The sequence below is a fragment of the Methylobacterium indicum genome, from assembly GCF_017347565.1.
Classification (GTDB): domain Bacteria; phylum Pseudomonadota; class Alphaproteobacteria; order Rhizobiales; family Beijerinckiaceae; genus Methylobacterium; species Methylobacterium indicum.
Genome location: NZ_AP024145.1, coordinates 3076031 through 3093668, shown reverse-complemented (window position 1 = coordinate 3093668; position 17638 = coordinate 3076031). Strand labels below are relative to the sequence as shown.

The 17638-nt window shown below is 69.3% G+C and carries 14 protein-coding genes and 1 pseudogene; 10 read left to right on the top strand and 5 right to left on the bottom strand.

The window, feature by feature from the left end; genetic code table 11:
* Window positions 1-137 precede the first annotated feature (137 nt).
* Genes miv_RS14425 through miv_RS14415 form a run of 3 tightly spaced genes read left to right on the top strand, consistent with a single transcriptional unit; the run spans window position 138 to window position 5000 of the window.
* A complete protein-coding gene (locus miv_RS14425; protein WP_425312983.1) occupies window positions 138-2048 on the top strand; it encodes an extracellular solute-binding protein in 1911 nt (636 codons plus the stop codon).
* Window positions 2048-3889 (top strand): extracellular solute-binding protein, encoded by a 1842-nt coding sequence (locus tag miv_RS14420; protein WP_207183253.1) that lies wholly within the window; start codon window positions 2048-2050, stop codon window positions 3887-3889. The genes miv_RS14425 and miv_RS14420 overlap by 1 nt, the downstream gene beginning before the upstream one ends.
* Window positions 3890-3893: 4 nt before the next feature.
* Window positions 3894-5000 carry a microcin C ABC transporter permease YejB gene (locus miv_RS14415; RefSeq protein WP_058619696.1) on the top strand — a complete coding sequence of 369 codons (1107 nt, stop codon included), beginning with the start codon at window positions 3894-3896 and terminating at the stop codon, window positions 4998-5000.
* Window positions 5001-5091: 91 nt separating this feature from the next.
* On the opposite strand, the gene miv_RS14410 is transcribed toward miv_RS14415, so the two are convergent.
* Entirely contained in the window at window positions 5092-5730 is a 639-nt protein-coding gene (locus miv_RS14410; protein ID WP_207183252.1) for a TetR/AcrR family transcriptional regulator, read from the bottom strand.
* A gap of 95 nt (window positions 5731-5825) precedes the next feature.
* Entirely contained in the window at window positions 5826-6023 is a 198-nt protein-coding gene (locus miv_RS14405) for a hypothetical protein (RefSeq protein ID WP_058619698.1), read from the bottom strand.
* Window positions 6024-6189: 166 nt separating this feature from the next.
* Between miv_RS14405 and miv_RS14400 the strand changes: the two genes are divergently transcribed.
* Window positions 6190-6756 carry a glutathione peroxidase gene (locus tag miv_RS14400; protein ID WP_048426825.1) on the top strand — a complete coding sequence of 189 codons (567 nt, stop codon included), beginning with the start codon at window positions 6190-6192 and terminating at the stop codon, window positions 6754-6756.
* 250 nt (window positions 6757-7006) lie between these two features.
* On the opposite strand, the gene miv_RS14395 is transcribed toward miv_RS14400, so the two are convergent.
* The 3 genes from miv_RS14395 to miv_RS14385 all read right to left on the bottom strand — a co-directional run bounded on the left by miv_RS14395 (window position 7007) and on the right by miv_RS14385 (window position 11466).
* Window positions 7007-8821 carry an NADPH-dependent assimilatory sulfite reductase hemoprotein subunit gene (locus miv_RS14395; protein ID WP_207183251.1) on the bottom strand — a complete coding sequence of 605 codons (1815 nt, stop codon included), beginning with the start codon at window positions 8819-8821 and terminating at the stop codon, window positions 7007-7009.
* Window positions 8822-9090: 269 nt separating this feature from the next.
* Entirely contained in the window at window positions 9091-10866 is a 1776-nt protein-coding gene (locus miv_RS14390; protein ID WP_207183250.1) for a diflavin oxidoreductase, read from the bottom strand.
* A 108-nt stretch (window positions 10867-10974) separates the two neighbouring features.
* Window positions 10975-11466, bottom strand: a complete 492-nt coding sequence (locus miv_RS14385; RefSeq protein WP_048426828.1) for an Lrp/AsnC family transcriptional regulator — start codon at window positions 11464-11466, stop codon at window positions 10975-10977.
* 213 nt (window positions 11467-11679) lie between these two features.
* Here miv_RS14385 and miv_RS14380 point away from each other — a divergent pair, with 213 nt between their 5' ends.
* The 6 genes and pseudogenes from miv_RS14380 to cysW all read left to right on the top strand — a co-directional run bounded on the left by miv_RS14380 (window position 11680) and on the right by cysW (window position 17638).
* The gene (locus tag miv_RS14380; RefSeq protein ID WP_207183249.1) at window positions 11680-12528 is read left to right on the top strand and encodes a phosphoadenylyl-sulfate reductase; all 849 of its coding nucleotides are present in this window, start codon (window positions 11680-11682) and stop codon (window positions 12526-12528) included.
* On the top strand, window positions 12525-13460 hold the full coding sequence (cysD, locus tag miv_RS14375; RefSeq protein ID WP_048426830.1) for a sulfate adenylyltransferase subunit CysD: 936 nt from the start codon (window positions 12525-12527) through the stop codon (window positions 13458-13460). Before miv_RS14380 ends, cysD begins: the two co-directional genes overlap by 4 nt.
* Window positions 13460-14869: pseudogene (gene cysN / locus miv_RS33355) on the top strand (sulfate adenylyltransferase subunit CysN); the annotation flags it as partial. The gene cysD and the pseudogene cysN, both read left to right, overlap by 1 nt.
* Window positions 14849-15877 (top strand): sulfate ABC transporter substrate-binding protein, encoded by a 1029-nt coding sequence (locus miv_RS33350; protein ID WP_342345234.1) that lies wholly within the window; start codon window positions 14849-14851, stop codon window positions 15875-15877. The pseudogene cysN and the gene miv_RS33350, both read left to right, overlap by 21 nt.
* Window positions 15874-16749 carry a sulfate ABC transporter permease subunit CysT gene (gene cysT / locus miv_RS14365; protein WP_207183247.1) on the top strand — a complete coding sequence of 292 codons (876 nt, stop codon included), beginning with the start codon at window positions 15874-15876 and terminating at the stop codon, window positions 16747-16749. Before miv_RS33350 ends, cysT begins: the two co-directional genes overlap by 4 nt.
* A complete protein-coding gene (cysW, locus tag miv_RS14360; RefSeq protein ID WP_207183246.1) occupies window positions 16742-17638 on the top strand; it encodes a sulfate ABC transporter permease subunit CysW in 897 nt (298 codons plus the stop codon). Before cysT ends, cysW begins: the two co-directional genes overlap by 8 nt.

Here is a 17638-nt window from a genome sequence, read left to right as displayed (position 1 = left end):
GGACGACCGACGAGGCCGGGCGAGAGCCCGGCCTTTCTCGTCCGGGGCCCCTGCGCGGACGCGCCCGGGTTGGCGGAGCGGCACCCCGCGACCTAGAACGGGGGGAGACCTTTTCCACCGGAGGATCGCCCCGCGTGATCGCACGCCCCCTCACTCGCCGCGCCGCCCTCGCCCTCGCGCCCGCTCTCCTCGGCCTCGCCGCCCTCCCGGCCCGGCTTCATGCGCAGGGGGCGACCGCAGGCGGCAGCGCCGCGTCCGCCACGGACGGCTGGCGCCACGGCCTGTCGCTCCTCGGCGAGCCGAAATACCCGGCGGGCTTCACGCATTTCGACTACGCGAATCCCGATGCGCCGAAGGGCGGGCTGGTGCGGTTCGGCTCGCAGGGCTCGTTCGACAACTTCAACATGATCGTCGCCGGGGTGAAGGGCGACCTCGAGAGCCAGATCCCGCTGATCTACGACACCCTGCTGGCCCAGGCGCAGGACGAGGCCTCGACCTATTACGGGTTGCTCGCCGACGGCGTGAAGCCGGCCGCGGATCTCGGCAGCGTGATCTACCGCCTGCGGCCGGAGGCGCGCTGGCACGACGGGAAGCCGGTGACGGCGGACGACGTGGTCTTCTCCTTCGAGGTGCTGAAGGAGAACAGCCCGCAATACGCCGCCTACTACCACAACGTGACGAAGGCCGAGGCGACGGGCCCGCACGAGGTCACCTTCACCTTCTCGGAGAAGGGCAACCGCGAGCTGCCCCAGATCGTCGGCCAGCTGCCGGTGCTGCCCAAGCACTGGTGGCAGGGCAAGGACGCCAGCGGCAAGACCCGCAACCCGACCGAGACGACGCTCGAGATCCCGCTCGGCTCCGGCCCCTACCGCCTCGCCCGCTTCGATGCCGGCCGCTCCGCCACCTACGAGCGGGTGGCGGATTACTGGGGCCGCGACCTTCCCGTGAACCGCGGCTCCAACAACTTCGACACCCAGCGCGCCGAGTATTTTCGCGATGCGACGGTGATGATCGAGGCCTTCAAGGCCGACCAGTTCGACTGGCGCACCGAGAACATCGCCCGCAACTGGGCCACCGCCTATGACGGCTTCCCGGCCGTGCGCGAGGGCCGGATCGTCAAGGAGGAATTCCCGCAGGCCGGCATGGGCATCATGCAGGCCTTCACCCTCAACCTGCGCCGGAAGAAATTCACGGATGCGCGGGTGCGCCGGGCCTTCAACCTCGCCTTCGACTTCGAGGAGATGAACCGCACCCTGTTCTACGGGCTCTACAGCCGTGTCGATTCGTTCTTCTTCGGCACCGAGCTGGCCTCGTCGGGCCTGCCGGAGGGCCGCGAGCGGGCGATCCTGGAGAGCGTCAAGGACAAGGTCCCGGCCTCCGTCTTCACCACGCCCTACAGGAACCCGGTCAACGGCAGCGCGGAAGCGGTGCGGGCGAACCTGCGCGAGGCGGTGAAGCTGTTCCAGGAGGCGGGGTACGAGATCCGCGGCAACCAGATGGTCGAGAAGGCGAGCGGCCAGCCCTTCACGGTCGAGTTCCTCGGCTACGACAACTCGGCCGAGCGGGTGGTGCTGCCCTACCGCGCCGCGCTGGAGCGCATCGGCCTCAAGGTGAGCCTGCGGGTGGTCGATCCGGCCCAGTACCAGAACCTGGTGCGCAGCTTCGACTTCGACGCGCTGGCGCTGAGCAACTGGGTCGAATCGCTCTCGCCCGGCAACGAGCAGCGCGACTTCTGGGGCTCGGCCGCCGCCGACCGGCCGGGCTCACGCAACTTCGCGGGGATCAAGGATCCGGGCGTCGACGCCTTGATCGACAAGGTGATCTATGCCGGCGACCGCGAGGAGCTGGTGGCGGCGACCCGGGCGCTGGACCGGGTGCTCCTCGCCCACGACTACGTGGTCCCGCAATGGTCCTCGCCGGTGTCGCGGACCCTGCGCTGGAACCGCTTCGCCCATCCGGCGGTGCTGCCGAAATACGGTGCCTCGGGCTTCCCGACGACATGGTGGTACGACCAGGCTCTCGCCGCCAAGACCGGGGTGGCGCGCTGATGCGGCGGCGCACCTTCCTCACCGGGAGCGGGGCGGCTCTGCTCGCCGCCCGCCTCCCGGCCCGCGCACAGGGTGCCGAGCGCCACGGCCTGTCGAGCTTCGGCGACCTGAAATATCCGGCCGACTTCAAGAACTTCGACTATGTCGAGCCGCTCGCTCCGAAGGGCGGCACCTTCTCGGCCACACTCTCGACCACCACCGGCAACCAGGCCTTCGAGACCTTCAACACCCTCAACATCTACGTGCTGAAGGGCGACGGCGCCGCCGGCATGGACCTGACCTTCGACAGCCTGATGGTCCGGGCCCTCGACGAGCCCGACGCCCTCTACGGCCTCGTCGCCCGCAGCGTGTCGGTGAGCGCGGACGGGCTGGCCTACCGCTTCGCGTTGCGCCCGCAGGCGCGCTTCCACGACGGCGCGCGGCTCACCGCCCGCGACGTCGCCTTCTCGATCCTGACGCTCAAGGAGAAGGGACACCCGCAGATCGCCGCGCTCCTGCGCGACGTCGCCGGCGTCACCCCGGACGGGGACGACGCGGTTCTGGTGCGATTCGCGCCGGGCCGCAGCCGCGACTTGCCTCTGATCGTCGCCGAGCTGCCGATCTTCTCCGAGGCCTATTACCGGGCCCGAGACTTCGAGGCCTCGACGCTCGAGCCACCGCTCGGCTCCAGCGCCTACCGGGTGGCCCGGTTCGAAGTCGGGCGCTTCATCGCTTTCGAGCGCGTTGCCGATTACTGGGGCGCCGACCTGCCGGTGACCGTCGGCCAGAACAACTTTTCCGAGATCCGCTACGAGTATTTTCGCGATCGCGACGTGGCGTTCGAGGCGTTCAAGGCCGGCACCTTCACCTGGCGCGAGGAGTTCACCTCCCGGGTCTGGGCCACCGGCTACGACTTCCCGGCCGTCCAGGAGGGCCGGGTCAAGCGCGAGACGGTGCCGGACCACACGCCCTCGGCCACGCAAGGCTGGTTCCTGAACACCCGCCGGCCGGTCTTCCGCGATCCCCGCATCCGCGAGGCGATCGGGCTCGCCTTCGACTTCGAATGGTCGAACCAGAACCTGATGTACGGCGCCTATACGCGCACCGCCTCGTTCTTCGAGAAATCCGACCTGAAGGCGGAAGGGATGCCGGCGCCCGAGGAACTGGCGCTCCTCGAACCGTTTCGCGGCAGGGTGCCCGACGAGGTGTTCGGCGAGCCGTGGTCGCCGCCGCGCTCGGACGGGTCGGGTCAGGACCGGGCGCTCCTGCGCCGGGCCGACACCCTGCTGCGGCAGGCCGGCTGCACCCGCGACGGCGGGGTGATGAAGCTGCCGGACGGCCAGCCGCTGGCCTTCGAGTTCCTGGATTCCACGCCGCTTTTCCAGCCGCTGCTGCAATCCTACATCAAGAACCTGAGCCTGCTCGGCATCCGCGCGAGCTCGCGCCTCGTCGATGCGGCACAGTACCAGGCGCGGCTCAAGGAGTTCGACTTCGACGTGGTCTCGACGCGGTTCGGCGGTTCGCCGACGCCGGGCGCCGGCTTGCGCGAGGTCTATGGCAGCCGCGCCGCCAAGGTGCCGGGCTCGCAGAACCTCGCCGGCATCGAGAGCCCGGCCGCTGACGCGATGCTCGACCGCATCGCCGACGCCGCCTCGCGGGCGGACCTCACCACCGCCTGCCGGGCCCTCGACCGGGTGCTGCGGGCCGGCCGGTACTGGGTGCCGATGTGGTACTCGGGCACCCACCGCCTCGCGCTCTGGGACCTGTACGGCCGCCCGCGCGAGCTGCCCCGATACGGCCTCGGCGTGCCCACCCTGTGGTGGCACGACGCCGACAAGGCCAGGAAGATCGGAAGGACCTGATTCGATGGCCGCCTATATCCTGCGCCGGCTCCTCCTGATGATCCCGACGATCCTCGGGATCATGCTGATCTCCTTCGTGATCGTGCAATTCGCCCCGGGCGGGCCGGTGGAGCGGGTGCTGGCCCAGCTCCAGGGCCAGAACACCGCCATGTCCCGGGTCACCGGCGGCGGCGGCGACCTCGCCGGCCGCGGCGGGACCTCCCAGGCCGGGGGAGGGGAATCGAACTCCCGCTATCGCGGCGCGCAAGGCCTCGATCCGGCCTTCATCAAGCGCCTCGAGCAGCAATACGGCTTCGACAAGCCGGCGCCCGAGCGCTTCGTGAAGATGCTGTGGGACTATGCCCGCTTCGACTTCGGAAAGAGCTACTTTCGCGACGTCTCGGTGCTCCAGCTGATCCGCGAGAAGCTGCCGGTCTCGATCAGCCTCGGCCTCTGGATGACGCTGATCTCCTACGCGATCTCGATCCCGCTCGGCATCCGCAAGGCGGTGCGGGACGGCTCGCCCTTCGACGTCTGGACGTCGGGCGTCGTCATCGTCGGCTACGCCATTCCCGGCTTCCTGTTCGCGATCCTGCTGATCGTGCTGTTCGCCGGCGGGTCGTTCTTCCAGATCTTCCCGTTGCGGGGATTGACCAGCGAGGGCTGGTCGCAATTCCCTCTCTGGCAGAAGGTGACGGACTACCTCTGGCACATCACGCTGCCGATCGTCGCCATGGCGATCGGGGCCTTCGCCACCTCGACCCTGCTCACCAAGAACTCGTTCCTCGACGAGATCCGCAAGCAATACGTGCTGACCGCCCGGATGAAGGGCCTGTCCGAGCGCCAGGTGCTGTACGGCCACGTCTTCCGCAACGCGATGCTGATCGTGGTGGCGGGATTTCCGGGTGCCTTCATCTCGGCGTTCTTCGCCGGTTCGCTCCTGATCGAGACCATCTTCAGCCTCGACGGGCTCGGCCTGCTCTCGTTCGAGTCGATCGTGAACCGCGACTACCCGGTGGTGTTCGCCAACCTCTACATCTTCTCGCTGCTGGGCCTGGTGGTGAACCTGATCTCCGACCTGACCTACAGCTGGATCGACCCGCGGATCGATTTCGAGGCCAGGGCGGCGTGAGCTTCCTCGTCGCGACCACCAGGAGGGCGTGAGCCGCCCCCTCCCGAACCGTCACGGTTGGGAGGACGGCTCACGCGGGACCGGCCAGGCGTCAGGTCGCGGTGGGCGCGGCCCATCCGGCTTTCAGCGCGCCGATCAGGAAGGCGATCATCACGTCCAGGTCCGGCACGAAATCGTCCGGGCATTGCACCACCAGGACGGGGTGGCAGAAGCGCACGATCGCCGTGTGGACGCAGCGCGCCGCGACCGCCGGGTCCTCGACCGAGAACTCGCCCCCGGCGGCACCGTCGGCGATGACGCGCTCCAGCACCGCGGTGATCCGGTCGACGTGGTGCCGGCAGACATCCCAGCTCTCGGACATCGCCGCCTCGACCATCTCGTGCATCCGCGGGTGGCCGGTGAAGCGGCCGACGGCGTCGCGGTGCAGGAAGACGATGACCTCGCGCAGGCGCGCCTCGGCGGTGAGCCCGGGCCGGCCGGCGACGGCGGCGATGCGGGCCTCGACCTCGCCGATGATGCGCGCCACCACCGCCTCGTTGATCGCCTTCTTCGAGTCGAAGAAGCGATAGACGTTGGCCGGGCTCATCCGCAGGGTCTTGGCGATGTCAGCGACCGTGGTCTTCTGGTAGCCGATCTCGCGAAAGAACCGCTCCGCCGTCGCGAGGATGCGGCAGCGGGTATCGGGCGGCGATTCCTCGACCGGTGAGGGGGCGGACAGGGCAGGGATCATCCGCGAAGCCTATCGTGCCGATCGGGCCGGGGTCAAAAGGCGCCGACGACCTTCGGGCCGGGTGTGGCATCTGCGTCACCCGACCGGAGCCGTCATCAGGACCCGAACTGGGAGCCCAGCCGCTCCAGGTACTCGGCAAGGTCGATCCCGCCGACCTTCTTGCCGTAATCGAACCGCGCGCCGGGCTGGATCGCCACGCTCGCCCGGGTGGTGGTCAGGGTGACGGGCCGGGTGCAGACCCAGGCGCCGTCGCGGCGATGCTCGAAGTAATTCAGGATCTCGTGCCGGTCCACGTCTGACCTCCCGACCAATCTCGTCGGACAACGTGACAGTCGGCCGGAAGTTCATCGGGAGACGAGACGACCACACGACCTTGTGCAAGCGTGGCCTTGCGCCGCCGCTTGCGCGGCCCGGCCTGCCGCGACACAGTCGGGCGAGTTCATCGAGGAGACGTTCCCCATGCCGCTCGCCCGCCGCGAGGCCCTGGCCCTGATCGGAAGCGCCCTGGCTCTGCCCGCCCGGGCCGCGGCCCCCCAGAGCGCCGTCACCGCCTCGGCCTTCAGCTTCGCCAAACCCGAGGGCGGCCGCCTCGCGCTGGCGGACCTCTCGGCCAAGCCGATCCTGATCGTCAACACCGCGACGGCCTGCGGCTACGCCCCGCAATTCGCCGGCTTGCAGCAGCTCTGGACCCGGTTCGGCCCGCGCGGGCTGACGGTGATCGCGGTGCCCTCCGCCGATTTCGGCCGCCAGGAACCCCTCGACGGGATGGCGATCGCCGAGGCTGCGCGCAAGAACCACGGCGTCACCTTCCCGGTGGTGGGCAAGACCGGCGTGACGGGGCCGCAGGCCCACCCGTTCTACCGCTGGGCCGCGGCCGAGAAGCCGGCCGAGACGCCGCGCTGGAACTTCCACAAGTACCTCGTCGGCCGCGACGGGCATCTCGCCGCCGCCTTCGCCACGCCGGTCGAGCCGACGGACACGCGGGTGATCGCGGCGATCGTCAAGGAACTGGATGCGGCGGGGTGAGGGATTCCGGTTCGCGAGAGCGAAAGCCGGAATTGTCGTCCATCCATCCCACCCACACCCTCATCCTGAGGTGTCAGCCGATTGAACATCGGCTGACCTCGAAGGAGGGCTCCCGAAAGCCTCAGGGCTGACTGGAGTCCTCCTTCGAGGTCGGTCCATCATCGATGGGCTGACACCTCAGGATGAGGTGGGCGGGTGGGAATGGCAGTGGGCTCGGTTGCCTGACGCGCGCGAGCCCACTCCGAACCCATCAGGCCACCGCCTTCTGCGCGCCGGTCTGGACGTGGAAGTCCGGCCCGTTGCCGGTCTTCGCCACGTAGCCGGCCCGGATCACGAAGTCGCCGAAGCGCTCGCCCTTCGTCCGGTCCTTGGCGTAGGCCGCGAAGAGCGGGTCGAGCTTCGGGCGGATGTCGGAGGCGGTGACGTCCTCGGCGTAGAGCTTGCTCAGCCGCGAGCCGTCGAAGGCGGCGCCGAGATAGAGGTTGTAGCGCTCCGGGCCGCGGCCGACGAGGCCGATCTCGGCGATGAACGGCCGGGCGCAGCCGTTCGGGCAGCCGGTCATCCGGATGGTGATGTCATCGTCAGACAGGCCGTGGGAGGCCAGGCTCTCCTCCAGCTCGTCGATCAGGCTCGGCAGGTAGCGCTCGCTCTCGGCGAGAGCCAGGCCGCAGGTCGGCAGCGCCACGCAGGCGAGGCTGTTGCGGCGCAACGCCCCCGCGCCGGTGGTGAGGCCGTATTCCTGCACCAGCGCGTCGATCTCGGCCTTCCGGTCCGCCGGGACGTTGGCGATGATGACGTTCTGGTTGCCGGTGAGGCGGAAATCGCCCTGGTGCACCTCGGCGATGCGGCGCAGGCCGGCCAGGAATTGCGGCCCGCCCTCGACGTCCTTGATCCGGCCCGACGGCACGTAGAGCGTCAGGTGGTGCTTGCCGTCGTCGCCCGCGACCCAGCCGTAACGGTCGCCGTTGCCCGTAAAGGTGAAGGGCTTCGGGTCCTGGAAGGCGCGACCGACCCGCTTCTCGACCTCGGCCCGGAAGGCCTTCAGGCCGTAGCGCTCGATCGTGTACTTCAGGCGGGCGTTCTTGCGGACATTGCGGTTGCCCCAGTCGCGCTGGACAGTCATCACCGCCTCGGCGACCTTGAGGGCGTATTCCGGCTCGGAAAACAGCATCACGTCGGCGGTGCGCGGGAAGGTGTCGGTCTCGCCGTGGGTCATGCCCATGCCGCCGCCGACGGTGACGTTCCAGCCCGTCACCTTGCCCTTCTTGTCGAGGATCGCGATGAAGCCGAGGTCGTGGGCGTAGACGTCGACCTCGTTGGAGGGCGGCACCGCCACGATCGTCTTGAACTTCCGCGGCAGGTAGGTCTTGCCGTAGACCGGTTCGACCTCGGACGCGTCCTCGCCGCCGACCACGCGCTCTCCGTCGAGCCAGATCTCGCGCCAGGCATTGGTCTTCGGCAAGAGGCTGTCGGAGATGTCCTTGGCCAGCTTGTAGGCGGCCTCGTGGGCGCCCTTCTGGGCCGGATTCGTCGCCGCCATCACGTTGCGGTTGACGTCGCCGCAGGCCGCGATCGTGTCGAGCAACGCCGCGTCGATCGCCGCCATCGTGCGCTTGAGGTTCGACTTGATGACGCCGTGATACTGGAAGGTCTGGCGCGTCGTCGCCCGGAGCGTCCCGTTGGCGTAGGTGCGGGCGATCTCGTCGAGGATCAGCCATTGCTTCGGCGTCACGACGCCGCCGGCGATGCGCAGGCGGATCATGAAGGAATAGGCCTTGTCGAGCTTCTTCCTGGTCCGCTCGGCGCGCAGGTCACGGTCGTCCTGAAGGTACATCCCGTGGAACTTCACGAGCTGCCCGTCATCGTCCGAGATCGCACCCGTGGCGTTCTTCAGGAGCCCCTCGGCGAGGGTGCCGCGCAGGTAGCCGCTGGCGATCTTGATGTGCTCGTTCGCCGAGAGCTTGGCGGCTCGGGCCGCTTCAGCTTCGGTGATCGGACGCTCGGTCGGCGGCGTCTCGTAGACGCGCTCGGCGGTGGGGGTGTCGGCGGTCTTATGGTCGGCCATGGGGTGTGTCCGTTCGGGCGCCGGGTACGGCGTAAGATCTACCGGCATCTCCGGCACGTGACAGCACCGAATGAGACGCGGGATCCCCTCTCCCGTGTGGGAGAGGGGTAGGGGCGATCGAAGATCGCGCGAGGGTGGCGCGCTTCCGTGTGAAGCTGCGGCCGTCGTGCTGGTAGCTCGACAATCGAGTTCAATCCTGAACCCGAGCCACCCTCACGCGCGATCTTCGATCCCCCGGCCCCTCTCCCACACGGGAGAGGGGGACAGCGCTAGTACACGTCCTGCTGATAGCGGTGGCTGCGCTCCAGGCCGGCCACCGCCGCTTCCGCGGCCGCGGCATCCAGGCCCTTCACGTCGGCGAAGGCACGCACCAACGCCGCCCGCACGTCCTTGGCCATCGCCTTGGCGTCGCCGCAGACATAGAAGTGGGCGCCGCCGTCGAGCCAGGAGACGAGTTCGCGCCGCTGCTCCCAGATCCGGTCCTGGACGTAGATTTTTTCCGGCTGGTCGCGGGAGAAGGCGACGTCGATGCGGGCGAGCGACCCGTCCTCCAGGGCCTCCTGCCATTCGAGCTGGTACAGGAAGTCGTGGGTGAAGTGACGGTCGCCGAAAAAGAGCCAGTTGCGGCCCGGGGCCTCGGTGGCGCGGCGCTCCTGCACGAAGGCGCGGAACGGCGCCACGCCGGTGCCGGGACCGACCATGATGATGTCGGTGGCGGGGTTCGCGGGCAGGCGGAAATGCTTGTTCGGCTTCACCCGCACCTTCAGCTTGGCGCCGGTGCGGATCCGGTCCGCGACGTGGACCGAGGCGACGCCCGTCCGCGCCCGGTCGTGGGTGGTGTAGCGCACCGCCGCGATGGTCAGGTGAGCCTCGTCGCCGACCTCGGCCCGCGAGGAGGCGATCGAGTAGGCCCGGGGCGGCAGCGGCCGGGTGATGTCGCTGAGGTGCTGCGCCGTCAGCTTGGCCGGGTAGGTCTCGATCAGGTCGACGAGGTGGCGGCCCTCGATCCAGGCCCGGACCTCGTTCGATTCCATCAGGCGGCGGGCCTCCTCGTGGCCCGTGGCCTTGACGAAGCGCTCGACCGTCGCGGCCGACAGGGTGGTGATGTCGCGCTCGGAGAGCAGGGCCTGACGCAGGACCGAATCGCCCTCGAGGCCGGCGGCCTTGAGGATCTGGTCGACCAGCGCCGGGTCGTTCTCGGGATAGAGCTCGAGGGAGTCGCCGGGCTCGTAGGCGGGAGCGGCGTCCTCGAAGGCGAGCGCGAGGTGGATCGTCTCCTTGTCGGAGCGCGACGAGTTGAGGTTGACGTGCTCGATCACCTCGACGACGACCGGCTCGCGGCTGACCTCGGCCTCCTCGTCGGCACCGGTGCCGCGGGCGAAATCCACCGCCACAACGTTGCCGGCGGCCTCGGCCGGGGCCAGCGCCTTGAGGGCGTCCTTGATCCAGGCGGCGGCCTGCTTGTCGAAGTCGAGGTCGCAATCGACCCGCGGCAGCACGCGCTTGGCGCCCAAGGCCTCGAACCGGTCGTCGAGGCGCTTTCCGATGGCGCAGAACTCGGCATAGGACGTGTCGCCCAGCGCCAGCACGCCGAACTCGACCCCGTCGAGGCGGGGCGCACCCTCGCCCATGATCTCGCCATAGGCGCGCACGGCCCGGGCCGGCGGCTCGCCCTCGCCCCAGGTGGCGGCGATGACGATCAGGCGCTTCTCTTTCCCCAAGGCCGCCACGTCGAGGTCGGCGAAGTCGACGACCTTCGGCTTGAAGCCGGTCTTGCGGGCGAGCTTGGCGACGTCGCCGGCGAGCTTTTCGGAATTGCCCGATTCGCTGGCGAAGACGATCGTCAGCGGCTCAGCGGCCCGCGGCGGCGCGGCCGGGGCGGGCGCCTCGGCGGCGGCGGCGCCTCCCGCGGCGTCGAGCCCGGCGAGGAAGCCGGCGAGCCACGCCCGTTGCAGGGCGGTGGTGGAGCCGAGGGCGGCATCGAGATGGGCCCGCTCGGCGTCGCCGAAGGGAGCCGTGCGGGGGAGAAGCGCGGGGCGAGACATGCCCGCACAGATGTGCCCGCGCCGGCCCGGAGTCAACCGAAATGTTCTTTTTGAAGAACGCGTCCGCGGGAGATCGTCGTTATCGTCCGCGGGCGCGTCCGGAGAATATTATTTTCCGTTCGCCGCGACGGCCTGGACGAACGGCGCCGTCGGCAGCGGCAGGGCGGTGGTGCTCTTCACCTTCTCCATGGCGAACCGGGAGGTGACGTTCTTCAGCGGCAGCCCCGCGATGAGGCGCTTGTAGAAGGCGTCGTAGGCCTGCATGTCGGCCACCACGACGCGCAGCATGTAATCCACGTCACCGGCCATGCGGTAGAATTCCAGCACCTCGGGCATCCCCGCCACGGTGGCGGCGAAGCGCTCCAGCCACTCGCGGGAATGGTCGCTGGTCTCGATCGAGACGAAAACCGTTAACCCCAATCCCAACTTCACCGGGTCGAGCACCGCCACCCGGCGGTCGATCACCCCGTCGGCCTCGAGACGCTGGATGCGCTTCCAGCACGGGGTCTGCGACAGGCCGACGCGCTCCCCGATCTGGGCGATCGACAGGGTCGCGTCGTTCTGGAGCAGGGCGAGGATCTTCAAATCGATGGCATCCACTGCGCGGCTCCGATTCTGGAGAAGATTCTTTCAAGACTGACCCTCGGGAAGGGAACGGATTTTCTACCCGGGGGTTGGCCGGATCCCCACTATCCCGAGGCACGGGTGCGAGGAGAACGAAAAACTCCGGGATCGCGGACCAGCCATGCCTTGACAGTGTTCGGTATAGCGAACAGTTACCCCCTCACACAAGCAGCCAATCCCGGGCTCTCCATGACCCTCCCCCTCGACCGCGCGGCGCTGGACGTCCTTGCGGAAGATCTGGCGACGCGTCTGCGTCCCCTCGCCCTACCGGCGCGCCTCGCGCTGATCGACGCGACGGTGGACGGCCGCCTGGTCTTCACCACGAGCTTCGGCCTGGAGGACCAGGCCCTCACCCACGCGTTGCGCATGGCGAAGTCGCGGGCCGAGATCGTGACCCTCGATACCGGCCGGCTCTTTCCCGAGACCTACGACACCTGGGCCGAGACGGAAGCGGCCTACGGCTTCCGCATCCGCGCCTACGCGCCGGAGCGCGAGGCCGAGGAGCGGTTCGTCGAAGAGTCCGGCATCAACGGCTTCCGTCATTCGGTCGCGGCGCGCCAGGCCTGCTGCGGCTTCCGCAAGGTCGAGCCGCTGGGCCGGGCCCTTACCGGCGCCGCCGGCTGGCTCACGGGCCTGCGCGCCGGCCAGTCGGCCAACCGGGCGGAGACGCCGCTGGCGGAGGCCGACCACGCCCGCGGGCTGATCAAGCTCAACCCGCTCGCCGACTGGACCCGCGAGGCTTTGGCCGAGCTGATCCACCAGAACTACGTGCCCTACAACGTCCTGCACGACCGCGGCTTCCCGTCGATCGGCTGTGCGCCCTGTACCCGCGCCGTGAAGGTCGGCGAGCCCGAGCGCGCCGGCCGCTGGTGGTGGGAGCAGGCGGGCAAGCAGGAATGCGGCCTCCATGTCGCCGGCGCGCCCGGCAGCGGGATCACGCCCGGACAGGAACCCGGCGCCTTCGAGCCGGCACAGTCCGACACTAGACCATCGTCCGAATCATCCTCGACCAAGACTAACCCGGAGCTGGCCGCATGAGCGCCGCCCTCAAAGTCCGTACCGACGGCCTCGATCGCCTGACCCACCTCCAGCGCCTGGAGGCCGAGAGCATCCACATCATGCGGGAGACGGTCGCCGAGACCGAGAACCCGGTGATGCTGTACTCGATCGGCAAGGATTCCTCGGTCCTGCTCCACCTGGCGCTCAAGGCCTTCGCGCCGGGCCGGCTGCCGTTCCCGCTGCTCCACGTCGACACGACCTGGAAGTTCCGCGAGATGATCGCCTTCCGCGATCGGCGCGCCAAGGAACTCGGCCTCGACCTCCTGGTCCACACCAACCCGGACGGGCTCGCCCGCGGCATCGGGCCGGTGAGCCATGGCTCCGAGGTCCATACCGACGTGATGAAGACCCAGGCCCTGCGCCAGGCCCTCGACAAGCACAAGTTCGACGCGGCCTTCGGCGGCGCCCGGCGCGACGAGGAGGCCTCGCGGGCCAAGGAGCGCATCGTGAGCTTGCGCACCGCGCAGCACCGCTGGGATCCGAAGCGCCAGCGCGCCGAGCCCTGGCACCTCTACAACATGAAGAAGCAGCGCGGCGAGTCGTTGCGCGTCTTCCCGCTGTCGAACTGGACCGAGCTCGATATCTGGCTCTACATCGAGCAGGAGAACATCCCGATCGTCCCGCTCTACTACGCGGCCGAGCGCCCGGTGGTGCAGCGCGACGGGCAGCTGATCATGGTGGACGACGAGCGGCTTCCGCTGAATCCCGGCGAGACGCCGGAGATGCGTCTCGTGCGGTTCCGGACGCTCGGCTGCTACCCGCTGACCGGGGCGGTGGAGAGCGACGCGGCGACCCTGCCGGAGATCATCGGCGAGACGCTGGCGGCCCGCACCTCCGAACGGCAGGGCCGGGTGATCGACAAGGACGGCGCCGGCGCCATGGAGCGCAAGAAGCAGGAAGGCTACTTCTGATGACCGTGCACCAATCCACCCGCGCCTTCGGCTACGAGGCGTTCCTCGCCGCCCACCAGCGGAAGGAAGTGCTGCGGTTCATCACCTGCGGCTCGGTCGATGACGGCAAGTCGACCCTGATCGGGCGCCTGCTGCACGACACCAAGCAGATCTTCGACGACCAGGTCAGCGCGCTGGAGCGCGATTCGCGCCGCCACGGCACGCGGGGCGGCGAGATCGACCTCGCGCTCCTCGTCGACGGCCTCCAGGCCGAGCGCGAGCAGGGCATCACCATCGACGTCGCCTACCGTTTCTTCTCGACCGAGCGGCGCTCCTTCATCGTCGCCGACACCCCCGGCCACGTCCAGTATACCCGTAACATGGCGACCGGCGCCTCGACCGCCGAGGTCGCGGTGCTGCTGGTCGATGCCCGCAAGGGTCTGAGCCCGCAGACGAGGCGCCACGCGCTCCTGGTCTCGATGCTCGGCATCCGCCGCGTCGTGCTGGCGGTCAACAAGATGGACCTGATCGGCTGGTCGCAGGACCGGTTCGACGCGATCGTCGCCGAGTTCCAGGCCTTCGCCCAGGACCTGCGCTTTGCCGACGTCACCGGCATCCCGCTCTCGGCGGCGAACGGCGACAACGTCGTGCTGCCCGGCACCGCCGCGCCCTGGTATACCGGCGCACCGCTGCTGCAGTACCTCGAAGAGGTGCCCGCGCATGTCGAGGAGGAGGCCGCTCCCTTCCGCATGGCGGTGCAGTGGGTCAACCGCCCGAATTCCGACTTCCGCGGGTTCTCGGGGCTGATCGCCTCGGGGAGCGTCGCGGTCGGCGACGCGGTGGTGGTGGCGCCGTCCGGCACCCCGTCCACGGTCGCCCGGATCTACACCTATGACGGCGACCTGCCGCGCGCCATCGCCGGCCAGTCGGTGACCCTGGTGCTGGCCGACGAGGTCGATGCGTCGCGCGGCAGCGTCATCACGGCGGCCGCGCAGCCGCCGATCGTGAGCGACCGTCTCGATGTCCGGCTGTTCTGGGCCAACGAGGCCGAGCTGACGCCCGGCGCGACCTACCTCGCCAAGGTCGGCACGGTGACGGCGAATGCCGTGGTCGAGGCCGTGCGGGCGCGCATCGACACCGAGACCGGGCAGGGCGTGCCGGCCGGGTCCTTGAGCGCCAACGACATCGGCGACGTGACGCTCAGCCTCGACCGCAAGGTCGCGGTCGACGCCTACCGCCAGAACCGCGACACCGGCAGCCTGATCCTGATCGACCGGGCCACCACCGACACGGCGGCCCTCGGCCTCGTCCAGGCCCTGTCGGCCGCGCCACAGGGCGGGACCAAGGAAGCGGCTCCGAAGACTGAGGCGAAGGCCGAGGCGGCGCCCGCCGGCGGCCTGCTCGGCTCCCTGAAGCGGCTGTTCCGGGGCTCGTCGCTGGCGCTCGCCGCCGGGGCCTCGCTCCTGGCGCTCGCCGGGGCGCCGGCCCCGGTCAAGGCGCAGACGCTGCTGAACGTCTCGTACGACCCGACCCGGGAGCTGTACCGGGCGATCGACGCGGCCTTCGCCAAGGAGTGGAAGGCCAAGACCGGCGAGACCGTGACGGTGCGCGCCTCCCATGGCGGCTCCGGCGCCCAGGCCCGCTCGGTCATCGACGGGCTGCCGGCGGACGTGGTGACGCTGGCGCTCGCCAGCGACATCGACGCCATCGCCGCCCGCTCGAAGAAGCTCCCGGCCGACTGGCAGAAGCGGCTGCCGTTCAACTCGACGCCCTACACCTCGACCATCGTGTTCCTGGTCCGCAAAGGCAACCCGAAGGGTATCAAGGACTGGGACGACCTGGTGAAGCCGGGGATCCAGGTCATCACCCCGAACCCGAAGACCTCGGGCGGGGCGCGCTGGAACTACCTCGCGGCCTATGCCTACGCGCTCGACAAGAACAACAACGACGACGCCAAGGCGAAGGACTTCATCACCGCCCTGTTCAAGAACGTGCCGGTGCTCGATACCGGCGCGCGCGGCGCGACCACCACCTTCGTGCAGCGGGGCCTCGGCGACGTGCTGATCGCCTGGGAGAACGAGGCGTTCCTGGCCGACGAGGAATTCGGCAAGGGCAAGTTCGACATCATCGTGCCGTCGATCTCGATCCTGGCCGAGCCGCCGGTGGCGCTGGTCGACGCCAATGTCGACCAGAAGGGCACCCGCAAGCAGGCCGAGGCCTACCTGCAATTCCTCTACACCCCTGAGGCACAGCGGATCATCGCCAAGAACTTCTACCGCCCGCGCGACGAGGCGGCGGCGGACAAGGCGGACCTCGCCCGCTTCCCCAAGCTGAAGCTCGTCACCATCGACGACACCTTCGGCGGCTGGGCCAAGGCCCAAAAGACCCATTTCGACGATGGCGGCGTGTTCGACGCCATCCTGAAGTCCCGCCAATGAGCGACGCCGCGGCCCTGCCCGCGGGCCGGGCAGCGGCCCGGCCCCGCTTCCGGCGCCCGACGGCGATCCCGGGTTTTCGCCTGACCTTCGGGATCACGGTCACCTACTTGACCCTCATCGTCCTCCTGCCGCTGGCGGTGTTGCTCCTGCGCGCCGCCAGCGTCGGCCCGGCCGGCCTGTGGGCGCTGATCACCGATCCCCGCAACCTCGCGGCGCTCAAGACCTCGTTCGGCCTGTCGCTCGCCGCGGCCGCGATCGACGCGGTGTTCGGGCTCCTGATCGCCTGGGTGCTGACCCGCTACCGGTTTCCCGGCCGGCGGATCATCGATGCGCTCGTCGACCTGCCCTTCGCCCTGCCGACGGCGGTGGCCGGCATCGCGCTCGCCAGCCTCTACGCGCCGAACGGCTGGCTCGGCGAGCCGTTGATGGCTCTCGGCATCAAGGTCGCCTACACGCCGCTCGGCATCCTGGTGGCGCTCGTCTTCGTCGGCCTGCCGTTCTGCGTCCGCACGGTGCAGCCGCTGGTGGCCGAGATCGACAAGTCGAGCGAGGAGGCCGCGGCGATCCTCGGCGCCTCGCGGTTCCGGGCGCTGGTCACCGTGATCCTGCCACCCCTGATCCCCGCGATGCTGACGGGCTTCGCGCTGGCCTTCGCCCGCGCCGTCGGGGAATACGGCTCGGTGATCTTCGTCGCCGGCAACCTGCCCTACGTCTCGGAGATCGCGCCGCTCCTGATCGTGATCAAGCTCGAAGAGTTCAATTATGCCGGCGCCACGGCGATCGCCGCCGTGATGCTGCTGATGTCCTTCACCGCGCTTCTCGCCATCAACCTCTTGCAGGATTTCAGCCGCCGCAGGTTCGGGCATGTCTGAGACCACCGTCCCCTCCATCCGCCCGCCGGCCGGTCCCGTCCCGCGCTTCCCCCACGCGGCGCTGACCGAGCCGCGCGCGGTCCGCATCGCGCTGACGGTTCTCGCCGTCGCCTTCCTGGGATTGTTCCTGCTGCTGCCGCTGGCGGTGGTGTTCGTCGAGGCGCTGAGCAAGGGCCTGGGGCCCTACCTCGCGAGCTTCGCCGAGCCCGATGCGCTCGCGGCGGTCCGCCTGACGCTCCTCGTCGCGATCATCGCGGTGCCGCTCAACGTCGTGTTCGGCCTGTGCGCCTCCTGGGCCATCGCCAAGTTCGACTTCCGCGGCCGTAACCTGCTCGTCACGCTGATCGACCTGCCGTTCTCGGTCTCGCCGGTGGTCGCCGGCCTGATCTACGTGCTGATCTTCGGGGCGCAGGGCCTGCTCGGCCCGTTCCTGCAACGCCACGGGATCGAGATCATCTTCGCGGTGCCGGGCATCGTGCTCGCCACGGTGTTCGTCACCTTCCCGTTCGTGGCCCGCGAACTGATCCCCTTGATGCAGGACCAGGGCACCACCGACGAGGAAGCCGCGTTGACCCTCGGGGCCAGCCCGTGGCGGGTCTTTTACACCGTGACCCTGCCCAACGTGCGCTGGGCGCTGCTCTACGGGGTCCTGCTCTGCAACGCCCGGGCGATGGGCGAGTTCGGGGCGGTCTCGGTCGTGTCTGGCCGCATCCGGGGTCTCACCAACACCATGCCGCTCCATGTCGAGATCCTGTACAACGAGTACAATTACGTGGCGGCGTTCGGAATCGCCTCGCTGCTGGCGCTCCTCGCGCTCGTCACCCTGGCGGGTAAGTCTTTCCTGGAATGGCGCCATGCCGATGCGCTGGCCGGACGCGGAGCCCATTGA

What these genes read in the sequence shown, in the direction of transcription:
- miv_RS14420 (WP_207183253.1), top strand. Translation starts at nt 2,048, where the DNA reads ATGCGGCGGCGCACCTTCCTCACCGGGAGCGGGGCGGCTCTGCTCGCC.
- miv_RS14415 (WP_058619696.1), top strand. Translation starts at nt 3,894, where the DNA reads ATGGCCGCCTATATCCTGCGCCGGCTCCTCCTGATGATCCCGACGATC.
- miv_RS14410 (WP_207183252.1), bottom strand. Translation starts at nt 5,730, where the DNA reads ATGATCCCTGCCCTGTCCGCCCCCTCACCGGTCGAGGAATCGCCGCCC.
- miv_RS14400 (WP_048426825.1), top strand. Translation starts at nt 6,190, where the DNA reads ATGCCGCTCGCCCGCCGCGAGGCCCTGGCCCTGATCGGAAGCGCCCTG.
- miv_RS14395 (WP_207183251.1), bottom strand. Translation starts at nt 8,821, where the DNA reads ATGGCCGACCATAAGACCGCCGACACCCCCACCGCCGAGCGCGTCTAC.
- miv_RS14390 (WP_207183250.1), bottom strand. Translation starts at nt 10,866, where the DNA reads ATGTCTCGCCCCGCGCTTCTCCCCCGCACGGCTCCCTTCGGCGACGCC.
- miv_RS14380 (WP_207183249.1), top strand. Translation starts at nt 11,680, where the DNA reads ATGACCCTCCCCCTCGACCGCGCGGCGCTGGACGTCCTTGCGGAAGAT.
- cysD (WP_048426830.1), top strand. Translation starts at nt 12,525, where the DNA reads ATGAGCGCCGCCCTCAAAGTCCGTACCGACGGCCTCGATCGCCTGACC.
- cysT (WP_207183247.1), top strand. Translation starts at nt 15,874, where the DNA reads ATGAGCGACGCCGCGGCCCTGCCCGCGGGCCGGGCAGCGGCCCGGCCC.
- cysW (WP_207183246.1), top strand. Translation starts at nt 16,742, where the DNA reads ATGTCTGAGACCACCGTCCCCTCCATCCGCCCGCCGGCCGGTCCCGTC.